The following is a 20,661-nucleotide window of genomic DNA, read 5'->3' on the forward strand; positions in this document are numbered from 1 at the left end:
CCCTTGTCGGCAATCATCACTATGTTCCGCCGGCAGATCGCCGGGCTGGTCGCGCTGGTGCTGCTCACCGGCATGTACGTGCTGGTCCGGCAGCCGGAGGCGAACGCCGACGAGCGGCGCGCCATGGCCCAGCCGTACCGGTTCACGCCGATGTCGCTGCCGATGCCGGGCGGGCTGCCGCAGCAGTCGATCCGCCGGGTCAACGGCGCGTACCAGCACCTGGCGGCGTGGATCTCCTCCGTCGGCGCCGGCGTCGCGATGAACGACCTGGACGGTGACGGGCTGGCCAACGACATGTGCGTCACCGACCCGCGCGTCGACCGCGTCGTGGTGACCCCGGCCCCGACCGCCGGCGCCGAGCGTTACCAGCCGTTCGTGCTGGACCCCGCGCCGCTGCCGACGAACCCGTACATCGCCCCGATGGGCTGCCTGCCCGGCGACCTCAACGCCGACGGCCGCACCGACCTGCTCGTGTACTGGTGGGGCCGGACCCCGGTGGTCTTCCTGGCCCGGGCGGACGCGACCGGACTGTCCCGGGACGCCTACCACCCGGTCGAGCTGGTGCCGGGCGCGTCGACCGGCGGGAGCCGTTACGACGGGCCGAAGTGGAACACCAACGCCGCCACGCTGGCCGACTTCGACGGGGACGGGCGGTTGGACGTCTACATCGGCAACTACTTCCCCGACAGCGCCGTCCTCGACGACACCGTGCACGGCGGGGTGGCGATGAACCGGTCCATGTCCAACGGCCTCAACGGCGGCGAGGACCACGTGTTCCGATGGACCGGCGCCACCGCCGGCGCCACGCCGAGCGTCTCCTTCGCCGAGGTCCCGGACGTCTTCGACACCAAGGTCTCCCGGGGCTGGACCCTGGCCGTCGCCGCCAACGACCTCGACGGCGACCAGTTGCCCGAGCTGTACGTGGCCAACGACTTCGGGCCGGACCGGCTGCTGCACAACCGGTCGGAGCGGGGGCGGGTCGCCTTCGCGCTGGTCGAGAGCCCGGGGCTGCCCGGCCTGACCCCCAAGTCCAAGCGGCTCGGCCACGACTCGTTCAAGGGCATGGGCGTGGACTTCGGTGACATCGACGGCGACGGCATGTTCGACCTGTACGTCGGCAACATCACCACCTCGTTCGGCATCCAGGAGAGCAACTTCGCGTTCGTCAACACCGCCGCCGACACCGATGCGCTGCGCGCCGCGCTGCGGGCCGGCGAGGCGCCGTGGCACGACCGGAGCGCCGAGCTGGGCCTGGCCTGGAGCGGGTGGAGCTGGGACGTCAAGTTCGGCGACTTCACCAACCGCGGCGAACCGGCCATCGTGCAGACCGCCGGCTTCGTCAAGGGCGAGGTCAACCGCTGGGCGCAGTTGCAGGAGGCGGCCACCGCCAACGACGACCTGCTGTCCAACCCCCGCTGGTGGCCTAGGGTCGAGCAGGGCGACGACATCGCCGGGGGCCAGCACCTGGCCTTCCACGTCCGGGGCGCCGACGGCCGCTACGAGGACCTCAGCCATGAACTGGGCCTGGCCGACCGGGTGCCCAGCCGGGGCATCGCGACCGGCGACGCCGACGGCGACGGGCGGCTCGACTTCGCCGTCGCCCGGCAGTGGGACGCTCCGGTCTTCTACCGCAACGACAGCCCGGACACCGGGTCCTTCCTCACCCTGCGGCTGCTGCACGAGCAGGCGCCGGCCGCCGGCCCCCTCGCCGGGGCGGGGTCGCCGGTCGTCGGCGCGCAGGTCCGGGTGACCACCCCGGACGGCCGGGTGCTCGTCGACCGGGTCGACGGCGGCAGCGGCCACTCGGGCCGGCGCAGCAACGAGGTGTCGCTCGGTCTCGGCGACGTGACCGGCCCGGTGTCGGTCCACCTCACCTGGCGGGACCGGTCCGGCGTCCCGCACGAGCAGGAGCTGTCGCTCACCGCCGGTCGACACACCCTCACCCTCGGTTCGCAGGCTCGGGAGGTCTCGCGATGACGCAGAAGCCGGCGAAGGACCCGCGGATCACCGCGCTGCGCAGGTTCGCCATCTCCATCACCATCCTCAACATCGCCGGCTACACCGTGCTCGGCTTCGAGCAGGCCTGGGCGTGGCCGCTGATCGCGCTCGCCACCGGCTACACCGTCGAGCTCGGGTTGGAGATCATCGGCGCGCGGGCCGAGCAGCGCCCGCCCCGGTTCCGCGGCAACGGCCTGCGCGGCCTGGTCGAGTTCCTCTACCCCGCGCACATCACCGCCCTCGCGGTGAACATGCTGCTGTACGTCAACGACCGCCTGCCGGTGATGATCTTCGCGGTGGCCGTGGCGATCAGCGGGAAGTGGCTGCTGCGGGTGCCGGTCAACGGCCGGCTGCGGCACTTCATGAACCCGTCCAACTTCGGCATCGCCGTGGTGCTGCTGCTCTTCCCGTGGATCTCGATCTCCCCGCCGTACCAGTTCACCGAATACCTGGAGGGCCCCGCGGACTGGATCGTCCCCGCGGTCATCGTCGTCTTCGGCACCATGCTCAACGCGAAGCTCACCGGCCGGATGTGGCTGATCGCCGGCTGGCTGGGCGTCTTCGTGCTCCAGTCGGTGGTGCGGGGGCTCGTGCTGGACACCTCCATCCCGTCGGCGCTGGCCACCATGACCGGGGTGGCGTTCGTCCTGTTCACCAACTACATGATCACCGACCCGGGGACGACCCCGTCGCGGCCGCTGTCCCAGTTCGCCTTCGGCGGCGGGGTGGCCCTGGTGTACGGCGTCCTCACCGGCGCGTCCATCGTCTACGGCCTCTTCTTCGCCACCGCCATCGTCTGCCTGATCCGGGGCGGCTTCCTCTGGTCGCTGCACGCGGTGCGCGTCGCCGCCCGCGACGGCAGGGGCACGACGCCCGCCGCCCCGGGGACCGTCGACGGCACAGTGCCACCCGTGGCCCGCGAGATGGTGCGGGCATGAGCAGGATCGCCGTCGTCGGCCTGGCCTGCCGCTTCCCGGACGCCGCCGGCCCCGGGCAGCTGTGGGAGAACGCCCTCGCCGGGCGGCGCGCGTTCCGGCGCCTGCCCGACGAGCGGATGCGGGCCGCCGACTACTGGTCCCCGGACCCGGCCGCCCCCGACCGCTACTACGCCGGCAACGCGGCCGTCATCGAGGGCTACGAGTTCGACCGGGTCGGGTTCAAGGTCAGCGGGAGCACGTACCGGTCCACCGACCTCACCCACTGGCTGGCCCTCGACATGGCCGCGCAGGCACTCGCCGACGCCGGGTACCCCGAGGGCGACGGGCTGCCGCGGGAGCGGACGGCGGTGGTCGTCGGCAACACCCTCACCGGCGAGTTCACCCGGGCCGGCATGATGCGCCTGCGCTGGCCGTACGTCCGGCGCGTGGTGGGCGCCGCCCTCGGCGAGCAGGGCTGGGACGGCGACCGGGTGGCGGCCTTCCTCGCCGACCTGGAGCGCTCCTACAAGGCGCCGTTCGCCGAGATCACCGAGGACAGCCTCGCGGGCGGCCTGTCCAACACCATCGCCGGGCGGATCTGCAACCACTTCGACCTGCACGGCGGCGGGTACACCGTGGACGGGGCCTGCGCCTCCTCGCTGCTGTCGGTGGTAACCGCCTGCCGCAGCCTGACCGACCTCGACGTCGACGTGGCGGTGGCCGGCGGCGTGGACCTGTCCATCGACCCCTTCGAGATGGTCGGCTTCGCCAAGACCGGCGCGCTCGCCGGCGACGAGATGCGCGTCTACGACCGCCGGTCCAACGGGTTCTGGCCCGGCGAGGGCTGCGGCATGGTGGTGCTCATGCGGGAGCGGGACGCGCTCGCGCAGGGCCGGCGCATCTACGCCTCGGTGGCCGGGTGGGGCGTCTCCTCGGACGGCCGGGGCGGCATCACCCGGCCGGAGGCGGCCGGCTACCGGCTGGCGCTGCGGCGCGCGTACCAGCGGGCCGGTTTCGGGGTGGACACCGTGCCGCTGTTCGAGGGGCACGGCACCGGCACGGCCGTCGGCGACGGCACCGAGCTGCGGGCCCTGAGCGAGGAGCGCCGGACGGCCGACCCGGACGCCGCCGCCGCCGCGATCGGATCCATCAAGGGGATGATCGGTCACACCAAGGCCGCAGCCGGGGTGGCCGGCCTGATCAAGGCCGTGCTGGCCGTGCACCACCAGGTCGTCCCGCCGACCGTCGGGTGCGTCGAGCCGCACCCGGAACTCACCGCGGACCGGCCCGCGCTGCGCGCCGTACGGCGGGCCGAGCCGTGGCCGGCCGGCGCCGCGCAGCGGGCCGGCGTCACCGCGATGGGCTTCGGCGGCATCAACACCCACCTCGTCGTCGACGGCCCCGCCCGCCCCCGCCGCCGGTCCCTGGACCGGCGGACGCAGCAGCTCGCCCGGTCCGTGCAGGACGCCGAGCTGCTCCTGGTCGACGCGGACACCCGCGACGAGCTGCACGACCGGCTGGACGACCTGCGGACGGTCGTGGCCGGGCTGGCCTTCGCCGAGCTGGGCGACCTCGCCACGACCCTGCACCGGGGCCAGCGCGGCCGCGCGTACCGGGCGGCGGTCGTGGCCCGGTCGCCGGAGGAGGCCGACCGCGGTCTCGGACTGGCGGCCCGGGCCCTGGCGCCCGGGGGCGCCGGGACACTGGTCGACCCGGCGCGGGGCGTCTTCGTCGGCCGGGTCACCCGGCCGGCCCGGGTCGGCTTCCTGTTCCCCGGCCAGGGCTCCGGCCGGGGCTGGGGCGGTGGGGCGCTGCGCCGGCGGTTCACCGAGGTGGACGACGTCTACCGGGCGGCCGGGGAACCGCCCAGGGACGAGGCGGCCGGGTCGACCGCGTTCGCCCAACCCCGGATCGTCACGGGCTCACTGGCCGGGCTGCGCGCCCTCGCCGCGCTCGACATCGACGCGACCGTCGTCGTCGGCCACAGTCTCGGCGAGCTCACCACGCTGCACTGGGCGGGCTGCCTCGACGAGGACGAGCTGCGGGAACTCGTCACGCTCCGGGGCGAGGCCATGGCCAGGCACGCCGCGCCGGGGGCGATGCTCGGCGTCACCGCCGGGCCGGAGGAGACCGTCGCCCTGCTGGCCGGCACCAGCGCGGTGATCGCGGGCTACAACGGGCCGCGGCAGACGGTTGTCGCCGGAGGCGACGACGTCGTGGCCGAGGTGGCCCGGCGGGCCGCGACGGCGGGGGTGAGCTGCACCCGGCTGCCCGTCCCGCACGCCTTCCACTCGCCGCTGATGACACCGGCGGCCTCCGCCTTCGCCGAGCGCCTGCGGTCCCGCCGGTTCGGGCCGCTGCTGCGCCGGGTGGCCTCGACGGTGACCGGCGCCGTCCTTCCGTCGGACACCGACCTGCCGCAGCACCTGCACCGGCAGATCGAGGCTCCGGTGCGCTTCGCCGCCGCGCTGGCACGCGCCGCCGCCGAGGTCGACCTGTTCCTCGAGGTCGGCCCCGGCAAGGTGCTCACCGGGCTGGCCCGCGAGCAGGCGCCGGACGTGCCGGCGCTGGCGGTCGACACCGACGCCGAGTCGCTGTCCGGCCTGCTCGCCGCGGTCGGCGCGGTGTACGCGCTCGGCGGGCCGGCCGCGTACCCGGCCCTGTTCGAGGACCGACTGACCCGACCGTTCGACCCGCACCGCGCCCGCACCTTCTTCGCGAGCCCGTGCGAGGCGGCACCCGAGCTGGCCGGGCCGGCGCCGGCCGCGGTCGAACCGGTCCCGGCTCCGGCCCCGGCCGACGAAACCCCGCTGCCGGCCGCCACCGGCGCGCTGGAACTGGTGCGGCACCTCGTGGCGCAGCGCGCCGAACTGCCGGTGGAGGTGCTCCGGGACGACAGCCGGTTCCTCGACGACCTGCACATGAGCTCGATCACCGTCGGCCAGCTCGTCAACGAGGCCGCCCGCGCCATGGGGCTCTCCGCGGTGGCGATACCGACCAACTTCGCCACCGCCACCGTCCGGGAGATGGCCGAGGCGCTGGAGGCCCGGGAGCGCGAGGCCCCGCACGAGCGCGCGGACCTCGTCGCCGGCGTCGCGCCGTGGGTGCGTACCTTCGTCGTCGACCTGGTCGACGAGCCGCTGTCGGTGACGGACCCGACGGAGCCGTGCGGTCGCTGGCAGGTGTTCGCCGACCCCGACCACCCGCTCGCGGACGCGCTGGGCCGGGCCCTGGAGGCGGGCGGCGTCGGCGACGGCGTGCTGGTCTGCCTGCCCGACGAACCCGACGAGGAGCACCTGGCCGTCGCGGTGCGCGGGGCCCAGGCGGCGCTGCGCCAACCGCCCGGCGGGCGGCTCGTGGTCGTGCAGCCGGCGGCGCGGGCGGGAGCGGTGGCCAAGACCGCCCGGTTGGAGGGCGACCGGCTGCGGACCACCGTCGTGACCACCCCCCTCCACCCGGCCGCGGTCGACCGGGTGGTCGCCGACGTCGCCGCCACGGAGGACTTCACCGAGGTGGTGTACGACCCGGGCGGCGGCCGCCGGGTGCCCGTGCTGCGCCCGCTGCCCGCGTCCGGCGCCGAGCCGGACGCGCTGCCGCTGGGCCCGGCCGACGTGCTGCTGGTGACCGGCGGCGGCAAGGGCATCACCGCCGAGTCCGCGCTGATGCTGGCCCGGGAGAGCGGCGCCCGGCTGGCCGTCCTCGGCCGGTCCGACCCCGCCGCCGACGAGGCCCTGGCCGGCAACCTGATGCGGCTCGCGGACGCCGCGTCCGACCTGCGCTACCTGCGTGTCGACGTCACCGACGCCGACGCGGTGGCCGACGCGGTCGCCGCGGTGACCGCCGACTGGGGCCCGGTGACCGCCGTGCTGCACGGCGCCGGGCAGAACACCCCGACCGCGCTCGTCGACCTGGACGAGGCGGCCCTGCGGGGCGTGTTCGCCGCCAAGGTCGACGGCCTGCGGGCGGTCCTCGCCGCGGTCGATCCCGCACAACTGCGCCTGCTGGTCACGTTCGGCAGCATCATCGGTCGGGCCGGACTGCACGGCGAGGCGCACTACGCCGCGGCGAACGAGGCGCTGGCCGAGCTGACCCGGGAGGTGGCCGCGACGCGGCCGGGGTGCCGCGCCGTCTGCCTGGAGTGGTCGGTGTGGTCCGGGGTCGGCATGGGGGAGCGGCTGTCGGTGGTCGAGTCGTTGAGCGGCTCCGGCGTCACCCCGATCAGCCCCGACGACGGCCTGCGGGTCCTGCGCGAGGTGGTCGCCGACGACACGCTGCCTCCGGTGGTGGTGGTCACCGGGCGCACCGGCGGCGTGGAGACCCTCCGCTACCACCGCTCCGAGTTGCCGCTGCTGCGCTTCACCGAACGACCGCTGGTGCGTTACGACTGCATCGAGCTGGTCTGCGAGGTCGACCTGGCCCGCACCACGGATCCGTACCTCGAGGACCACCGGCTCGACGGCGACCTGCTGTTCCCGGCAGTGCTCGGGTTGGAGGCCATGGCCCAGGTGGCCACCGCCCTGGCCCGGCACCCGGGAGTGCCCGTGATCGAGGAGGTCCGGTTCGACCGCCCGGTGGTCGTCGACCCGGACACCGGCACGACCGTACGCATCGCCGCGCTGGTCCGGTCGGAGCAGGTCATCGACGTCGTCCTGCGCAGCGCGGCGACCGGTTTCGCGGCCGACCACTTCCGCGCCCGGCTCCGGTTCGCGCCGGACGAGACCTACCCGGCGTACACCGCGGCTCCGGTGCCGGCGGAGCTGCCGGCCGTACCGCTCGACCCGGCCCGCGACCTCTACGGCGACGTGTTGTTCCAGGCCGGTCGGTTCCGCCGGATCAAGGGCTACCGGCAGGTGGCGGCGCGGGTCGCCGAGGCCGAGGTCGTCACCAGCGACGCCGCCTCCTGGTTCAGCGCCTTCCTGCCGGGCCGGCTGGTGCTCGGCGACCCGGGCGCCCGGGACGCGTTCATGCACGGTATCCAGGTGTGCGTGCCGGACGCGACGCTGCTGCCGGAGGGCATCGACCGGATCTGGTCGGCGGGGCCCAAGTTGTCGGCCACCGAGGCCGTGACGATGACCGCGCGGGAACGTGAGCAGCACGGCACCGCCTACGTGTACGACGTTGTCGTCCGGGACGCCACCGGCGCGGTGATCGAGCACTGGATGGGCCTGCGACTGCGTGCCGTGCGTCCGCACGCGCCGCGCGGGTCCTGGCCGCCCGCGCTGCTGGGGCCGCTGCTGCAAAGACGGCTCGCCGAGGTGTTCCCCGGCGACATCGCCGTCGCCGCCGCGCCCGGCGGCGGGCCCCGCGACTCCGGCGCGCTGCTCTCCCGCGCGCTGGGCCAGCCCGTGGTGGTGCGGCACCGGCCCGACGGACGGCCGGAGGTCGCCCTGCCGTGCACCGTCTCCGTGGCGCACTCGGCGCCGCTCGACCTCGCCGTCGCCGGGGACGGGACGCTCGCCTGCGACGCCGAGCTGGTGGCCGCCCGCCCGGCGGACGTGCGGCACGACCTGGTGGGTCGGCACGGCGCCGTGGCGGCGCTGCTCGTCGCGGAGGTGGGCGACCCGCCGGACGTGGCGGCCACCCGGGTCTGGTGCGCGGAGGAGTGCCTGCAGAAGGCCGGCCGCCCCGAGGGCCGGCTCACCCTGCTGCCCGGTGCGCTCCCGGACGGCTGGGTGGTGCTGGACGCCGGCGACGTCCGGATCGCCACCCGGGTCGTCGCGGTGGCGGGAGCGGCGGCGCCGACCGTGGTCGCCGTGCTCGGCGGGGCGGGGCGGTGAGCATGCCGCGCTACTACGAGTACCGGCACATCGTCGGCTTCGAGGAGACGAACCTCGTCGGCAACGTGTACTACGTGAACTACCTGCGCTGGCAGGGCCGGTGCCGGGAGATGTTCCTGCACGAGCACGCGCCGGAGATCCTCGACGAGCTGCGCGCCGACCTGAAGTTGTTCACTCTCAAGGCCGAGTGCGAGTTCTTCGCCGAGCTGGCGCCGTTCGACCGCCTCGCGGTCCGGATGCGGCTGGTCGAGCTCAGCCAGACCCAGATGGAGCTGGGCTTCGACTACCTGCGGCTCGGCGGCGACGACCTGCTGGTCGCCCGGGGGCGCCAGCGGATCGCGTGCATGCGCGGTCCGAACGGGCGCACCGAGCCGGTCCGGGTGCCGGCCGGCCTGGTCCGGGCGTTCGCCCCGTTCCGGGCGGCCACGGTGGGGCAGGGGTGAGCGGCATGCGCTTCGACACCCGGCTGGTGCACGGCGGTCGCCGGCCGTCGGCGGGCACCGGGGACGTCGTCCCCCCGATCCACGTCTCCACCACCTACGAACGCCGGGCGCAGGACGAGCCCCGCTACTTCTACGGCCGGGGCGAGAACCCCACCCGGGAGGAGCTGGAGGAGTGCCTCGCCGGGCTGGAGCGGGCCCCGTTCGCCACCGTCTTCTCCTCCGGCCAGGCCGCCGCCGCGACCCTGCTGTCGCTGGTGCGGCCCGGGCAGTGCGTGGTGAGCACCGACGACGTGTACGCCGGCACCGACGGCCTGTTCGACCTGGCCGCGCGGCAGGGCGTGCGGGTGCGGTACGCCGACCTGACCACCCCGGAGGGGATCACGGCGGCCCTGGCGGAACCGGACCTCGCCCTGGTCTGGATCGAGACGCCGACCAACCCGCTGCTCACCGTGGTGGACGTCGCCGAGGTCAGCCGGCGGGCGCACGGGCGGGGGGCCCGCGTGGTGGTCGACAACACCTTCGCCAGCCCGGTGCTCCAGCAGCCGCTGGCGCTCGGCGCCGACGTCTCGCTGTACAGCACCACGAAGTCCATCGCCGGCCACGCGGACGTGCTGGGCGGCGCCCTCGTCTACCGCGACGCGGACCTGCACGCCGCGGTCCGGGCGTACCGGACGACGGCCGGGAACGTGCCGGGGGCGCTGGACTGTTTCCTGGTCCGCCGGGGGCTGCACACCCTGTCGCTGCGGGTGCACCGGCAGGTCGCCACCGCGCGTGTCCTGGTGGAGCGGCTGCGGGCGAGCCCCGCGGTCGGCGCCGTCCACTATCCGGGGCTGCCCGAGCACCCGCAGCACGCGGTCGTCAAGGCCCAGATGAGCGCCCCCGGCGCGATCGTCTCCTTCGACTACCTCGGCGGCCCCGCCGAGCAACTGCTGGACCGGTTCACGCTCTTCACCTGCGGCGTCAGCCTCGGGGGCGTGCACTCCCTCGTGGAGTGCCCGGCCCTGATGACGCACCGTCCGCTGTCGGCCGAGGCCCGCTCGCGGCGGGGCATCGGTGACTCGCTGATCCGCCTGTCGGTCGGCATCGAGGACCCGCACGACCTCGCCGAGGACCTGTCCCGGGCGCTGGCGGGCGGGCCCTGAGCCGGCCGTCCGCCCGCGTCCCGCCGTCCACCCGCCTGCCACGAAAGGGGCCGTCCATGGCCATCCGCGAGATCGACACGACGTTGCCGGTCGTCCGGTCGCTGCCCGCCCCGGGGCGCTACCTGTGCGGCCTCACCTTCGACGGCGAGTTCTTCTGGCACTCCGACCAGGAGGCCGGCGAGATCTACGCCCTCGCCCCGGACACCGGCGCCGTCGTGCGGACCCTGTCCTGTCCCCGGGCGCGGGCCGACCTCACCGTGGGCGGCGGCGCGCTCTGCCAGGTCGGCGGCCGCCCGAAGCGGATCCTGCTGATCGACCCGCTCACCGGCGAGGCGCTCGGCGAGAAGGAGGTGGCCCCGCCCAGCGGCCGGCTCTGCGGGGTGGAGACCACCGGCGTGGCGATGTGGATGGGGCTGCGCGGGCCGTCGGTCGTCCAGCTCCGCGACGTCGCCACGATGACCGTCCAGCGTGAGTTCCCGGTGCCCGGCGTGCCGTCCGGGCTGACGGTGGCCGGTGACCTCGTGGTCTACGCCGACTTCGAGGGGGCGATGCTGCGGGCGGTCGACGCCCGGCACGGCACGCTGCGCGGACAGGCGCCGGTGGCCGGCCGTCCGGTCGGCCTGACCTGGGACGGCGCGCTGCTCTGGTACGCCGACTTCGCCGGCCGCCGGCTGGCGGCGGTGCGGCTGCCCGACCTGCTCGCCACCGGGTCGTGACCCGGCGGTGAGTACCCGCCGGGCGGGGCCGGGACGGTGTCGTGCCGGGCGGGGCGAGCCGCCGCCGGGCCGGAGCGCGATCGTGCCGGCCCGGGGACGCCGTCGCCCGGTCCGAGGGCGGGCCGTCAGGCCGGGGCGGGGGACGCCGCCGGGCCGGGGACGTAGTCGTTGCCGGCGTACCAGTCGCCGCGGCCCCGAGGCAGCAGGTCGAGGACGTTCCAGACCGGGCTGAGCAGGTCGATGCCGCGCTCGCCGCCGTCGGGGAAGCTCGCGGGGGCGGAGTAGAGGTGCCGTACCCGGTCGCCCTCGGCGCGCAGCACGCTGGCCATCGGCCGTTGCGTGCCGTCCGGGTGCTCGGCGCGCAGGTCGGCGTTGAAGGACGTGCCGTGGCTGGACAGGATCCGCAGGCCGGTCCAGCCCCGCCGCCGGGCCCAGGCCTGCAGCCGGGGCAGCGGCGCCTTCGCCACCACCGCCACGGCGGTGTGCCGGCGCAGGTGCGGAAGCACCCCGTGGAAGCCGTCCACCCACAGCGAGCACATGGGACAGGCCTCGGCGGCGTCCGGTGCGAACATCAGGTGGTAGACGAAGAGGGTCTCGTGCTCCTCGAACAGGTCGCGCAGCCGGACGCTCCGGGCCGGCCCGGGCCGGGCCAGGTCGACCGGCCCCTCGGCGAGCCGGTAGTCGCCCAGCAGCGGGCCGGGTGGCAGCCGCCGCCGTGCCGCGGCCACACGTTCGAGCTGGTCCCGCAGGTCCTGTTCGGCCGCCGCGAGCGCCCGCCGCGCGGCCACGTACGCGCCGTCGGCGCCGGCGGGCCAGCTCGGCAGCCCGGTCTCCTGGTCGACGTCGGTCATGTGCGGCTCCCTCCACGACGGTCGGGCCATCCCCGGGCAGGCTACCCGCCCGGCACCCGACGTGATGTTTCCACCACGCGCAGGCGCCATGCGCTACGCTTTAAAAATGCGTGGTGTTTTGCTCGCTGGTGGCACCGGCTCGCGGATGTGGCCGGTGACCCGGGCGGTCTCCAAGCAACTGATGCCGGTCTACGACAAGCCAATGATCTTCTATCCGCTGAGCACCCTCGTGACGGCCGGTGTGCGGGAGATCCTCATCATCACGCGCCCCGACGAGCAGCCGCTGTTCCGGCGCCTGCTCGGCGACGGCGGCCAGTGGGGGCTCGACCTGCGGTACGCCGTGCAGGAGCGCCCGGACGGCATCGCCCACGCGCTCCTGCTCGCCGCGGACTTCCTCGCCGGCGGCCCGGCCATGCTCGTCCTCGGCGACAACATCATCCACTCCGCCGAGCTGGACCGGCAGCTCGCCGAGCTGACCGGGGTGGACGGTGGGCTGGTGTTCGGGCTCCCGGTGGCGGACCCGCGACCGTACGGGGTGCTCGACCTCGACGAGTGCGGCGCGGTGCGCGACATCGTGGAGAAGCCCTTGGTCCCGCCGTCCCGGTACGCCGTGCCCGGTCTCTACGTGTACGGCGCGGACGTCGTCGCCATCGCCGCGGAGCTGACGCCGAGCGCCCGGGGCGAGTTGGAGATCACCGACGTCAACCGGGAGTACCTGCGCCAGGGCCGGCTGGAGGTGCGGCTGCTCGGGCGGCGCACCGCGTGGCTGGACACCGGCCGGTTCGGCGACCTGATGAAGGCGGCCGAGTACGTGCGCGTGATCGAGGAGCGGCACGGCGTCAAGGTCGGCTGCGTCGAGGAGGTGGCCTGGCGGGCCGGGCTGCTCGACGACGCGGCGATGCGCCGCCTGGCGGTGCCGCTGCGTGCCAGCGGGTACGGCGACTACCTGCTGCAACTGCTCGACGGCGAGCGTCCGGCGCGCCCGGCCGCCGTCCGGTGAGGGCCCGGGTATCGGCGGCGGGCAGGTGATGGCCGGCTCACGCCGTTGCCCGACCAACTTGTCAATCATATAGTGATCTGAGGCCGAGTCCGCCTGCGAGGAGAGCGACATGACCGCCGTCCGGTTCGACTCCGTGGCCTTCAAGGCCGAGCAACGTGACACCTGGAACGCGGTCAGCGCCGGGTGGGACTTCTGGCAGGACCGCTACGAGCGGGCCGCGGCGCCGGTGACCGACTGGCTGCTGCGCGCCGCCGGGCTCCGCCCCGGTCACCGGGTGCTCGACGTCGGCTGCGGCACCGGCGAGCCGTCGGTCAGCGCCGGCCGGCTGGTCGCCCCCACCGGCCGGGTGCTCGGCATCGACCTCGCCCCGGAGATGGTCGACCGGGCCCGCCGCTGCGCCGCCGGCCTCGGCCACCCGATCGAGTTCGCCGAGTCCGACGTGGAGGCCCTCGACCTGCCGGCGCACTCCTTCGACGCGGTGCTCAGCCGGTGGGGGCTGATGTTCGCGGTGGACCGGCAGCGCACCCTCGCGAGCCTGCACCGCCTCCTGGCTCCCAACGGCGTGCTGGCCGCCGCCGTCTGGGGGCCGCCGGAGGCGAACCCGATGACCTCGCTGGGCTTCCGGACGCTGGCCGCGGGCCTGCCGGTCCCCCCACCGGGCCGCCCCGGCCCGTTCAGCATGTCCGACGCCGAACGCACCCGCGCCGACCTGCTCGCCGCGGGCTTCACGGACGTCGGCACCGAGTCCGTCGGGATCGCGATGCGCTTCGCCTCCGTCGACGAGTACCTCGCGTACACCCGCGACGTGACGCCGCCCGGCGTGCTCGCCACGGTGCGGCGGCAGCTCGGCGCCGACGCGGAGCGGGCGGGTTGGGAGCGGCTCGCCGAGGCCGCCGCCGCCTTCGCCGACGCGGACGGCGTGCTCACCCTGCCCGGCTCGGCGCTCTGCCTGCGCGCGCGCCGCCCCGCCGCCGACGCCGCCGGCGTGCCGGCCGCCGCCGGCCGCCCCGAGGCGGCCGGATCCGGCCCGCCGGGGGCCGGGTCGGGGAGGGCCGGATGACCGCGGCCTGCCCGAGCGCGCCACGCCCCGCCCGTCCGCCGGCCGGCCACCCCGGCCTGCTCGCGCTGGCCCAGTCGTACGTCGACGCCGCCGCCGCCCGCGGCGAACTGCCCCGCCGGGACCTGGGTGGGTTGCCCGGCACCCGGGTGCGCGTCGACCCCGAGTTCTGCCGCACGGTGGCGCGGCACTTCGACCGGGCGCCCCGGCGGGACCTCGGGCCGGACCTGGCGGCCCGCTACCGCCGGTTCACGGAGGAGAACCTGCGCCACTTCGCCCTGCTGGCCCGGGCGGGGATCCGCGTCGAGCCGTGGCGGGGCCCCGGGCAGCCGTACCGGGGCGCGACGGACCTGGTCGACCGCCTCGCCCGCACCGGCGTGCTGCACGTCTACCTGACCCGGGACGGCCACGGCCCCGAGGGGCCCGCCCCGGACCATCCGCTGTGCGCCCCGTCGGGTGTCACGGTCGGCGGCGTACCGCTGCTGCACAACGACATCTTCCGGGCCGTGCACGACGTCTTCGGTCACGTCATGCTCGGCGCCTCGATGGGGGTGGCGGGCGAGTTCCTGGCCGCGTACGGGCACATGGCGATGTACTCGCCCGAGGTGCATCCCGTCGTCTTCACCGAGCAGGTCAGCCAGATCTGCTGGTTCTTCCACGGCCCGCACCTGGCGGACCGGGCCGGGCGGTGGCCCCGGCGCGGCGAGCCGGGGTGGATCCCCCCGTCCGAGCGGCCCTACCCGGAGCAGAAGCTCTTCCCCTGCCCGCCGGGTTTCCTCGACCGCTTCACCGCAAGCTTCACGGAGGACGCAGGATGACCGACACGGCTGCCCATCCCCTGTCCGCGGTGCGGGCCGAGTTCCCGTTCCTCGACGTGGCCGGGCACGGCCCGCCGCTGGCCTACCTCGACAACGCCGCGACGACGCAGAAGCCCCGGTCGGTCCTCGACGCGGTGGTCGACTTCTACACCACGGCGAACAGCAACATCGGGCGCGGCTTCTACGACCTCAGCCGCCGGGCCACCGGCCGCTACGAGGACGCCCGGGAGGTGGTCCGGCGGTTCGTGAACGCCGCCCACGCCGACGAGATCGTCTTCACCCGGGGCACGACGGACGCGGTGAACCTGCTCGCCGACACCTTCGCCGAGCGGATCGTCGGCGCCGGCGACGACGTCGTGGTCACCGGCATGGAGCACAACTCCAACCTGCTGCCGTGGCGCCGGCTCTGCGAGCGGCGCGGGGCGAGGCTGCGGATCGTGCCGTCGCCGGCCGGCGGGCCGGTCCGGCCGGAGGACCTGGCCGCCGTCCTGGGCCGCCGGACCCGCCTCGTCGCGGTCAGCCACGTCTCCAACGTGCTCGGCACCGTCAACCCCGTGCGGGAGCTGGTCCGCGTGGCGCACGACCGGGGCGTGCCCGTGGTCGTCGACGGCGCGCAGGCGGTCGCGCACCTGCCGGTCGACGTGCGGGAGATCGGCGCGGACTTCTACTGCTTCTCCGGCCACAAGGTGTACGCCCCGATGGGCTCCGGGGTGCTCTACGGCCGGCGCGAACTGCTCGCCGACCTGCCGCCGTACCAGGTGGGCGGCGGGACGGTCAAGGGGGTCTCGCACGACGCCCCGGTGTCCTACGTGCCGGTTCCGGCGCGGCTGGAGGCCGGCACCCCGGACATCGGCGCCGCGGTCGGGCTCGCCACCGCGTTGACGTGGTTGGACGGGCTCGACCGGGACGCGGTGCGGGCACACGACGCGGACCTGGTCCGGTACGCCGTCGACGTCCTGCGCGACGTCGACCGGGTGCGGGTCGTCGGCGACCCGGCCGCGGACCCGGCCGGCATCGTCTCCATCGCCGTGGACGGCCTGCACCCGTACGACGTGGGCGGGCACCTCGACGCGCACGGCATCGCCGTGCGGTCCGGCGTGCACTGCGCCAGCGCGTTCCTCGACGACCTGGGGCTGCTCGGCACGGTGCGGCTCTCCTTCGCGGTCTACAGCACCCGCGGCGAGGTCGACCGGGTCGCCGAGGCGCTGCGTACCGTGCGGGCGGGGGAGTGGACCACCCAGTACCCCGACATCCGGTTCCGGTGACCGCCGGGCCCGTCCCGGCCGCCGTCGCGGAACCGGGATTCGACACGCTGCCGGCCGGGGAGCTGGCCCTGGCCGCGCTGGAACGGGCCCGCCGGCTCGGCGCCTCGTACGCCGACGTGCGGCTGCGGCGAGTGCGGGTGCTGCGCGAGCGGGTCCGCGACGCGCAGCCGGAGGGCACCCAGGAGAGCGTCGAGACCGGGGCCGGCGTGCGGGTCCTCGTCGACGGCACGTGGGGTTTCGCCTCGGGGGTGGACCTCTCCCCGCCGGGCGTCGCCGAGCTGGCCGCCCGGGCCTGCGAGCTGGCCCGGATGCTGCGCCCGCTGCGCGGCGCGCCGCCCCGGCTGGCGCCCGAGCCGGTCCACGGGCCGGCGGTGTGGGAGTCGCCGTGCGAGGTGGACCCCTTCGCGGTGCCCGCCGCCGAGCGCACCGCCCTGCTGGCCCGCTGGTGCGCGATCCTGCGCGACGGCGGCGCCGACCTGGCGGAGGCGTACCTGCAGGTGTTCCGCGAGTCCACCGTGTACCACGACAGCGAGGGCCGGCGCATCCGGCAGCGGCGGACGTGGCTGCACCCGATGGTGGTCGGGTTCCGGATCGACGCGGACAACGGCACCTTCGAGACCATGCGCACGCTCGGGCCGCCGGCCGCCCGCGGCTGGGAGTACCTGACCGGGACCGGCTGGGACTGGGCGGGCGAGCTGGCCCGCCTGCCGGGGCTGCTGGCCGAGAAGCTCGCCGCCCCGTCCGTCGAGCCGGGGGAGTACGACCTCGTCATCGACCCGACCAACCTCTGGCTGACGATCCACGAGACCGTCGGGCACGCCACCGAGCTGGACCGGATCCTCGGCCGGGAGGCGGCCTTCGCCGGCACCTCGTTCGTCAACCCCGACGACATCGGGTCGCTCCGCTACGGCTCGCCCGCGATGAACGTGGTCGCCGACCGCACCACCCCGCACGGGCTCGCCACCATCGGCTACGACGACGACGGCGTGGCCGCCCGGTCGTGGCCGCTCGTCCGCGACGGCGTGCTGGTCGGCACGCAACACGACCGGCAGACCGCCGGCGCGGCCGGGCTGGACCGCTCCACCGGCTGCGCGTACGCCGAGTCGTACCGGCACCTGCCCGTGCAGCGGATGCCGAACGTCTCGCTCCGCCCCGCACCGGACGGGCCGGACACCCGCGAGTTGATCGGCCGGGTGCGGGACGGGCTGTACGTCGTCGGCGACAACAGCTTCTCGATCGACATGGCGCGGGTGAACTTCCAGTTCACCGGGCAGCGCTTCTACCGGATCCGGGACGGCCGCCTGGCCGGCCAGGTGCGGGACGCCGCGTACACGGGGACGACGCTGGAGTTCTGGCGGTCGCTGGAGGCGGTGGGCGGCCCGCAGACCTGGCTGCTGTCCGGCGCGGGGCAGTGCGGCAAGGCACAGCCGCTGCAACTCGCCGCCGCCGGGCACGGGTGCCCCTCGGCGCTGTTCCGAGGCGTACGCGTGACCAGCACCCGGACGGAGGCGCCCGCGTGAGGACCCCGAGCCCGCAGGAGACGGTGGAGATCGCCCTCGGCGCGGCGGGCGGCGACGACTGCGTGGCGATCGTGGAGCAGGGCGCCGACGTGCACCTGCGGTGGGCGGACAACGCGTTGACCGGCAACGGGAGCGGCGACGAGCGCCGGGTGTCGGTGGTGGCCGTCGCGGGCGGCCGGGTGGGTGCGGTGTCGCTGTGCGGGCCGGCCGACCGGGCCGAGGTGATCGCGCTGGTCGCGGCGGCGCGGGCGGCCGCCCGCCAGGCGCCGCCGGCGCCGGACGCGCGGCCCCTGCCGGCCGCCGGCGCCGGGTCGCCGCACTGGGCGGACCCGGTCCCGGCGGCGCCGCCGACGGTGCTGACCGGGCTGGTCGACCAGTTGGCCGCCGGTTTCGGCCGGGCGCGGCGCGGCGGCCGGGTGCTGCACGGGTACGCCGAGCACCGGATGCGCAGCACGTTCCTCGGCACCTCCACGGGTGTGCGGCTGCGCCACGACGAGCCCGCCGGGCACCTGGAGCTGACCGCGCGCGACCGGGACGGCTTCCCGGTCTGGACGAACGCCGTGACCACCGACTTCGGCGACGTCTCGGTGGCCGCGTTGCAGGACGAGCTGGACCGGCGGCTGCACTGGGGCCGGCGACGGTTCGAGGTGCCGCCCGGCCGCTACGAGTGCCTGCTGCCGCCGACCGCCGTCGCCGACCTGATGAACTACGCCTACACCACGGCGGGAGCCCGGGCGGCGGCGCAGGGGCGGACGGTCTACAGCGGACCGGGGGGCCGGACCCGGATCGGGGAGCAACTCGCCGGCGTGCCGCTGACCCTGCGCAGCGACCCGGCGGCCGACGGGCTGCGCTGCGCCCCGTTCCTGCTGGCGCCCGCGTCGACGCCGACGAGGTCGGTGTTCGACAACGGCCTTCCGCTGGGCGCGACCCGCTGGTGGGACCAGGGTCGGCTGCGGTCGCTGGTGCACACCCGCGACAGCGCGGACGAGTTGGGCATGCCGCTCACGCCCGCGGTGGACAACCTCATCCTGGAGGGGCCGGGCGGCGTGTCGGCCGCCGACCTGATCGCGACGACCCGGCGTGGCCTGCTGGTGACGAGCCTCTGGTACATCCGTGAGGTGGACCTCGCCACCATGGCCCTCACCGGGCTGACGCGGGACGGCGTCTACCTGGTGCGCGACGGCGAGGTCGTCGGGGCGGTCAACAACTTCCGCTTCAACGACAGCCCCCTGGCGATGGCCGCCCGGGCCACCGAGGTGGGCCGGACCGTGCCGACCCGGGCCCGCGACTGGGGCGACGCGGTGGCGCGTACGGCCATGCCGATGCTGCGCGTACAGGACTTCCGGCTCACCGCGGCGACCCACGCGGTCTGACCGCCCGATCCGACCGGCGCACCGCTGGCACCGGCGGCCCTGCGGCCCCGCGCTCCCGCCACCACTGGTCCAGGCCGCACGCCCCGGCTTGACGTCGGCGGCCCGTCGCGGGCGGGCGCGGCCTCACCCGAGCCGGTGGGGCACTCCGACCGTGCAGCCCGAAGCGGTATACGAACGAATAGCGCCGGTGGGATATGCGCCTACGGGGATTCAACCCTCCCCCTTGGATGATCCCCTTGAACCATCAGTGAAACCGGACAATATTTCGCAAACGATCACTGCGGCCCCGTTGACAGTCACTTTAGAAAACAATAGCGTTCGGGTCAGTGGTCCTCCCGGGTTGAGCAGAGCGTCACAGAGGGCGTCAGGGCATCCGGGGCAAACAGGGAGGTGGAGCCGTGACTGACACGGCGAGAGAGACCTACGAGTCGCTCAACATCGAGCCGAAGCCGCTGCGGCCGCACATCCTGGCTGCGGCGACGGTCGTCTTCGGTGACGACTACTACGGCGGCCGTCGGGAGACGATCAACCTGTCGGGCTTCGTGCAGATGAACAAGTGGCCGATGCCGGGGTTCAAGCACACCGTCGACGAGGACGGCACGGCGAGCTTCAACCTGGAGCTCATCAGCGCCCCCGAGGTCGGCATCAAGGGGTTCAGCTACACGCTGAACGACCGGATCCAGATCCTGTCGAACCCGTACCTGCCGAACACCGGTCACATCAAGCAGATCGTGCCCGGCAAGAACTTCCCCGCGGAGTTCTACATCCGGCGGTTCGGCATCCTGGAGACCAGCACCATGCGGCTGGCCCACCGGGGTGTCATCGACGTCAAGGGGATCGTGGACGGCCTTCCGCCGTACAAGACCCCGCTCACCTCGCCGTTCCTCGGCCGCCCGTACGGCGACCAGGGTGAGGTCATGCCGGCGCACAACGTGGTCCGGGGCACCAACCTCCCGGCCGCGTGGTACCCGTCGAACGACGAGAACGAGGCCGTCGGCAACACGCCGAGCGCCTTCTTCGCGTCGAGCATCGGCCCGTGCGTCTCGATGCTGGTCGACCCGTCGATCATCATCCAGGCCTCGACCGAGGCGAAGATCAAGGTCGAGGTCAACGGCCGTACCGAGGAGATCGAGCTCGCCGGCGACTACCCGCTCGCCGCGGGCGCCGAGATCCTCCTCTTCGGGCCGGAGAAGCACGACCAGGGCTCCGGGGTGCTGGCCCAGCTCGCCCGCGTGGCGCTGGTGGGCAACAGCCCGGCTCTCGGCGGCAAGGTCATGCTGCGGGCCAGCTTCTTCACCGTCTCGGGCGGCCAGCTCGGCGACGGCAACGAGGAGAGCCTGAGCCGGCTGCGCTACCCGGGTGAGCTGCACTTCGACGCTCACTTCGAGCTGGTGACCCCGTCCGCCACGCTCTACGCGGCGGCCCCGGTGCACCTGAGCGGCCAGCTCAAGGACATCGAGCCGACCGGCACGCTGCTGACCGCCGAGCACGCCGACGCCGCGCTGCGGACGAAGGACGGCGAGTCCCGGGCGCGCCTGACCGGTGTGTCGATGAAGCTGGGTGACGCGCTGGTGGGCTCGGAAGCCTACGTCAGCGCGTGACGACCAACCGCCGTTGGTAGTCCCGAAAGACGTCGTCCCGGGTGGCCTCCTGTCACCCGGGACGGCGTCACTCTCCAGGGGTGGCAGACATGTTCGAGCGGTTCACCGACCGAGCGCGACGGGTTGTCGTCCTGGCCCAGGAAGAGGCCCGGATGCTCAACCACAACTACATCGGTACGGAGC

13 protein-coding genes and 1 pseudogene are annotated in these 20,661 nt (G+C 74.7%); 13 read left to right on the plus strand and 1 reads right to left on the minus strand.

What is annotated here, in order from left to right; all coding sequences use genetic code 11:
• The first annotated feature begins 3 nt into the window (after positions 1-3).
• Genes ACGF5C_RS28815 through ACGF5C_RS28840 form a run of 6 tightly spaced genes read left to right on the plus strand, consistent with a single transcriptional unit; the run spans position 4 to position 10,993 of the window.
• On the plus strand, positions 4-1,977 hold the full coding sequence (locus tag ACGF5C_RS28815) for a CRTAC1 family protein (RefSeq protein WP_393306616.1): 1,974 nt from the start codon (positions 4-6) through the stop codon (positions 1,975-1,977).
• The gene (locus ACGF5C_RS28820) at positions 1,974-2,936 is read left to right on the plus strand and encodes an enediyne biosynthesis protein (protein WP_393306618.1); all 963 of its coding nucleotides are present in this window, start codon (positions 1,974-1,976) and stop codon (positions 2,934-2,936) included. The genes ACGF5C_RS28815 and ACGF5C_RS28820 overlap by 4 nt, the downstream gene beginning before the upstream one ends.
• Positions 2,819-8,692 carry an SDR family NAD(P)-dependent oxidoreductase gene (locus ACGF5C_RS28825; RefSeq protein ID WP_393306639.1) on the plus strand — a complete coding sequence of 1,958 codons (5,874 nt, stop codon included), beginning with the start codon at positions 2,819-2,821 and terminating at the stop codon, positions 8,690-8,692. The genes ACGF5C_RS28820 and ACGF5C_RS28825 overlap by 118 nt, the downstream gene beginning before the upstream one ends.
• Positions 8,693-8,694: 2 nt before the next feature.
• A complete protein-coding gene (locus ACGF5C_RS28830; protein ID WP_393306641.1) occupies positions 8,695-9,135 on the plus strand; it encodes an acyl-CoA thioesterase in 441 nt (146 codons plus the stop codon).
• Between the two features lie 5 nt (positions 9,136-9,140).
• Positions 9,141-10,277: a trans-sulfuration enzyme family protein gene (locus tag ACGF5C_RS28835; RefSeq protein WP_393306620.1), complete on the plus strand. Its 1,137-nt coding sequence runs from the start codon at positions 9,141-9,143 to the stop codon at positions 10,275-10,277.
• 56 nt (positions 10,278-10,333) lie between these two features.
• On the plus strand, positions 10,334-10,993 hold the full coding sequence (locus tag ACGF5C_RS28840; protein WP_357699533.1) for a hypothetical protein: 660 nt from the start codon (positions 10,334-10,336) through the stop codon (positions 10,991-10,993).
• 125 nt (positions 10,994-11,118) lie between these two features.
• Here ACGF5C_RS28840 and ACGF5C_RS28845 read toward each other — a convergent pair whose 3' ends face one another.
• On the minus strand, positions 11,119-11,844 hold the full coding sequence (locus ACGF5C_RS28845; RefSeq protein WP_393306622.1) for a DUF899 family protein: 726 nt from the start codon (positions 11,842-11,844) through the stop codon (positions 11,119-11,121).
• 106 nt (positions 11,845-11,950) lie between these two features.
• Between ACGF5C_RS28845 and rfbA the strand changes: the two genes are divergently transcribed.
• The 7 genes and pseudogenes from rfbA (at position 11,951) to ACGF5C_RS28880 (ending at position 20,478) form a co-directional block, all read left to right on the plus strand.
• Positions 11,951-12,844, plus strand: a complete 894-nt coding sequence (gene rfbA, locus ACGF5C_RS28850; protein ID WP_393306624.1) for a glucose-1-phosphate thymidylyltransferase RfbA — start codon at positions 11,951-11,953, stop codon at positions 12,842-12,844.
• 109 nt (positions 12,845-12,953) lie between these two features.
• Positions 12,954-13,805 (plus strand): annotated as a pseudogene (locus ACGF5C_RS28855) (class I SAM-dependent methyltransferase); the annotation flags it as partial.
• Between the two features lie 95 nt (positions 13,806-13,900).
• Positions 13,901-14,719, plus strand: coding sequence for a crotonobetainyl-CoA--carnitine CoA-transferase (locus ACGF5C_RS28860; RefSeq protein ID WP_393306626.1), 819 nt, complete (start codon positions 13,901-13,903; stop codon positions 14,717-14,719).
• A complete protein-coding gene (locus ACGF5C_RS28865; RefSeq protein WP_393306628.1) occupies positions 14,716-15,984 on the plus strand; it encodes a cysteine desulfurase in 1,269 nt (422 codons plus the stop codon). Before ACGF5C_RS28860 ends, ACGF5C_RS28865 begins: the two co-directional genes overlap by 4 nt.
• Positions 15,948-17,504, plus strand: coding sequence for a TldD/PmbA family protein (locus ACGF5C_RS28870; RefSeq protein ID WP_393306630.1), 1,557 nt, complete (start codon positions 15,948-15,950; stop codon positions 17,502-17,504). The genes ACGF5C_RS28865 and ACGF5C_RS28870 overlap by 37 nt, the downstream gene beginning before the upstream one ends.
• 23 nt (positions 17,505-17,527) lie before the next feature.
• Positions 17,528-18,877, plus strand: coding sequence for a metallopeptidase TldD-related protein (locus ACGF5C_RS28875; protein ID WP_393306643.1), 1,350 nt, complete (start codon positions 17,528-17,530; stop codon positions 18,875-18,877).
• A 398-nt stretch (positions 18,878-19,275) separates the two neighbouring features.
• Positions 19,276-20,478: a DUF6004 family protein gene (locus tag ACGF5C_RS28880; RefSeq protein WP_350687465.1), complete on the plus strand. Its 1,203-nt coding sequence runs from the start codon at positions 19,276-19,278 to the stop codon at positions 20,476-20,478.
• The last annotated feature ends 183 nt before the right edge of the window (positions 20,479-20,661 follow it).

The sequence above is a fragment of the Micromonospora sp. NPDC047620 genome (assembly GCF_043205005.1).
Lineage (GTDB): Bacteria > Actinomycetota > Actinomycetes > Mycobacteriales > Micromonosporaceae > Micromonospora.

Excerpts from the sequence above, each read along its gene's own strand:
- ACGF5C_RS28820 (WP_393306618.1), top strand. The coding sequence starts at position 1,974 with ATGACGCAGAAGCCGGCGAAGGACCCGCGGATCACCGCGCTGCGCAGG.
- ACGF5C_RS28830 (WP_393306641.1), top strand. The coding sequence starts at position 8,695 with ATGCCGCGCTACTACGAGTACCGGCACATCGTCGGCTTCGAGGAGACG.
- ACGF5C_RS28835 (WP_393306620.1), top strand. The coding sequence starts at position 9,141 with ATGCGCTTCGACACCCGGCTGGTGCACGGCGGTCGCCGGCCGTCGGCG.
- ACGF5C_RS28840 (WP_357699533.1), top strand. The coding sequence starts at position 10,334 with ATGGCCATCCGCGAGATCGACACGACGTTGCCGGTCGTCCGGTCGCTG.
- ACGF5C_RS28845 (WP_393306622.1), bottom strand. The coding sequence starts at position 11,844 with ATGACCGACGTCGACCAGGAGACCGGGCTGCCGAGCTGGCCCGCCGGC.
- rfbA (WP_393306624.1), top strand. The coding sequence starts at position 11,951 with ATGCGTGGTGTTTTGCTCGCTGGTGGCACCGGCTCGCGGATGTGGCCG.
- ACGF5C_RS28860 (WP_393306626.1), top strand. The coding sequence starts at position 13,901 with ATGACCGCGGCCTGCCCGAGCGCGCCACGCCCCGCCCGTCCGCCGGCC.
- ACGF5C_RS28865 (WP_393306628.1), top strand. The coding sequence starts at position 14,716 with ATGACCGACACGGCTGCCCATCCCCTGTCCGCGGTGCGGGCCGAGTTC.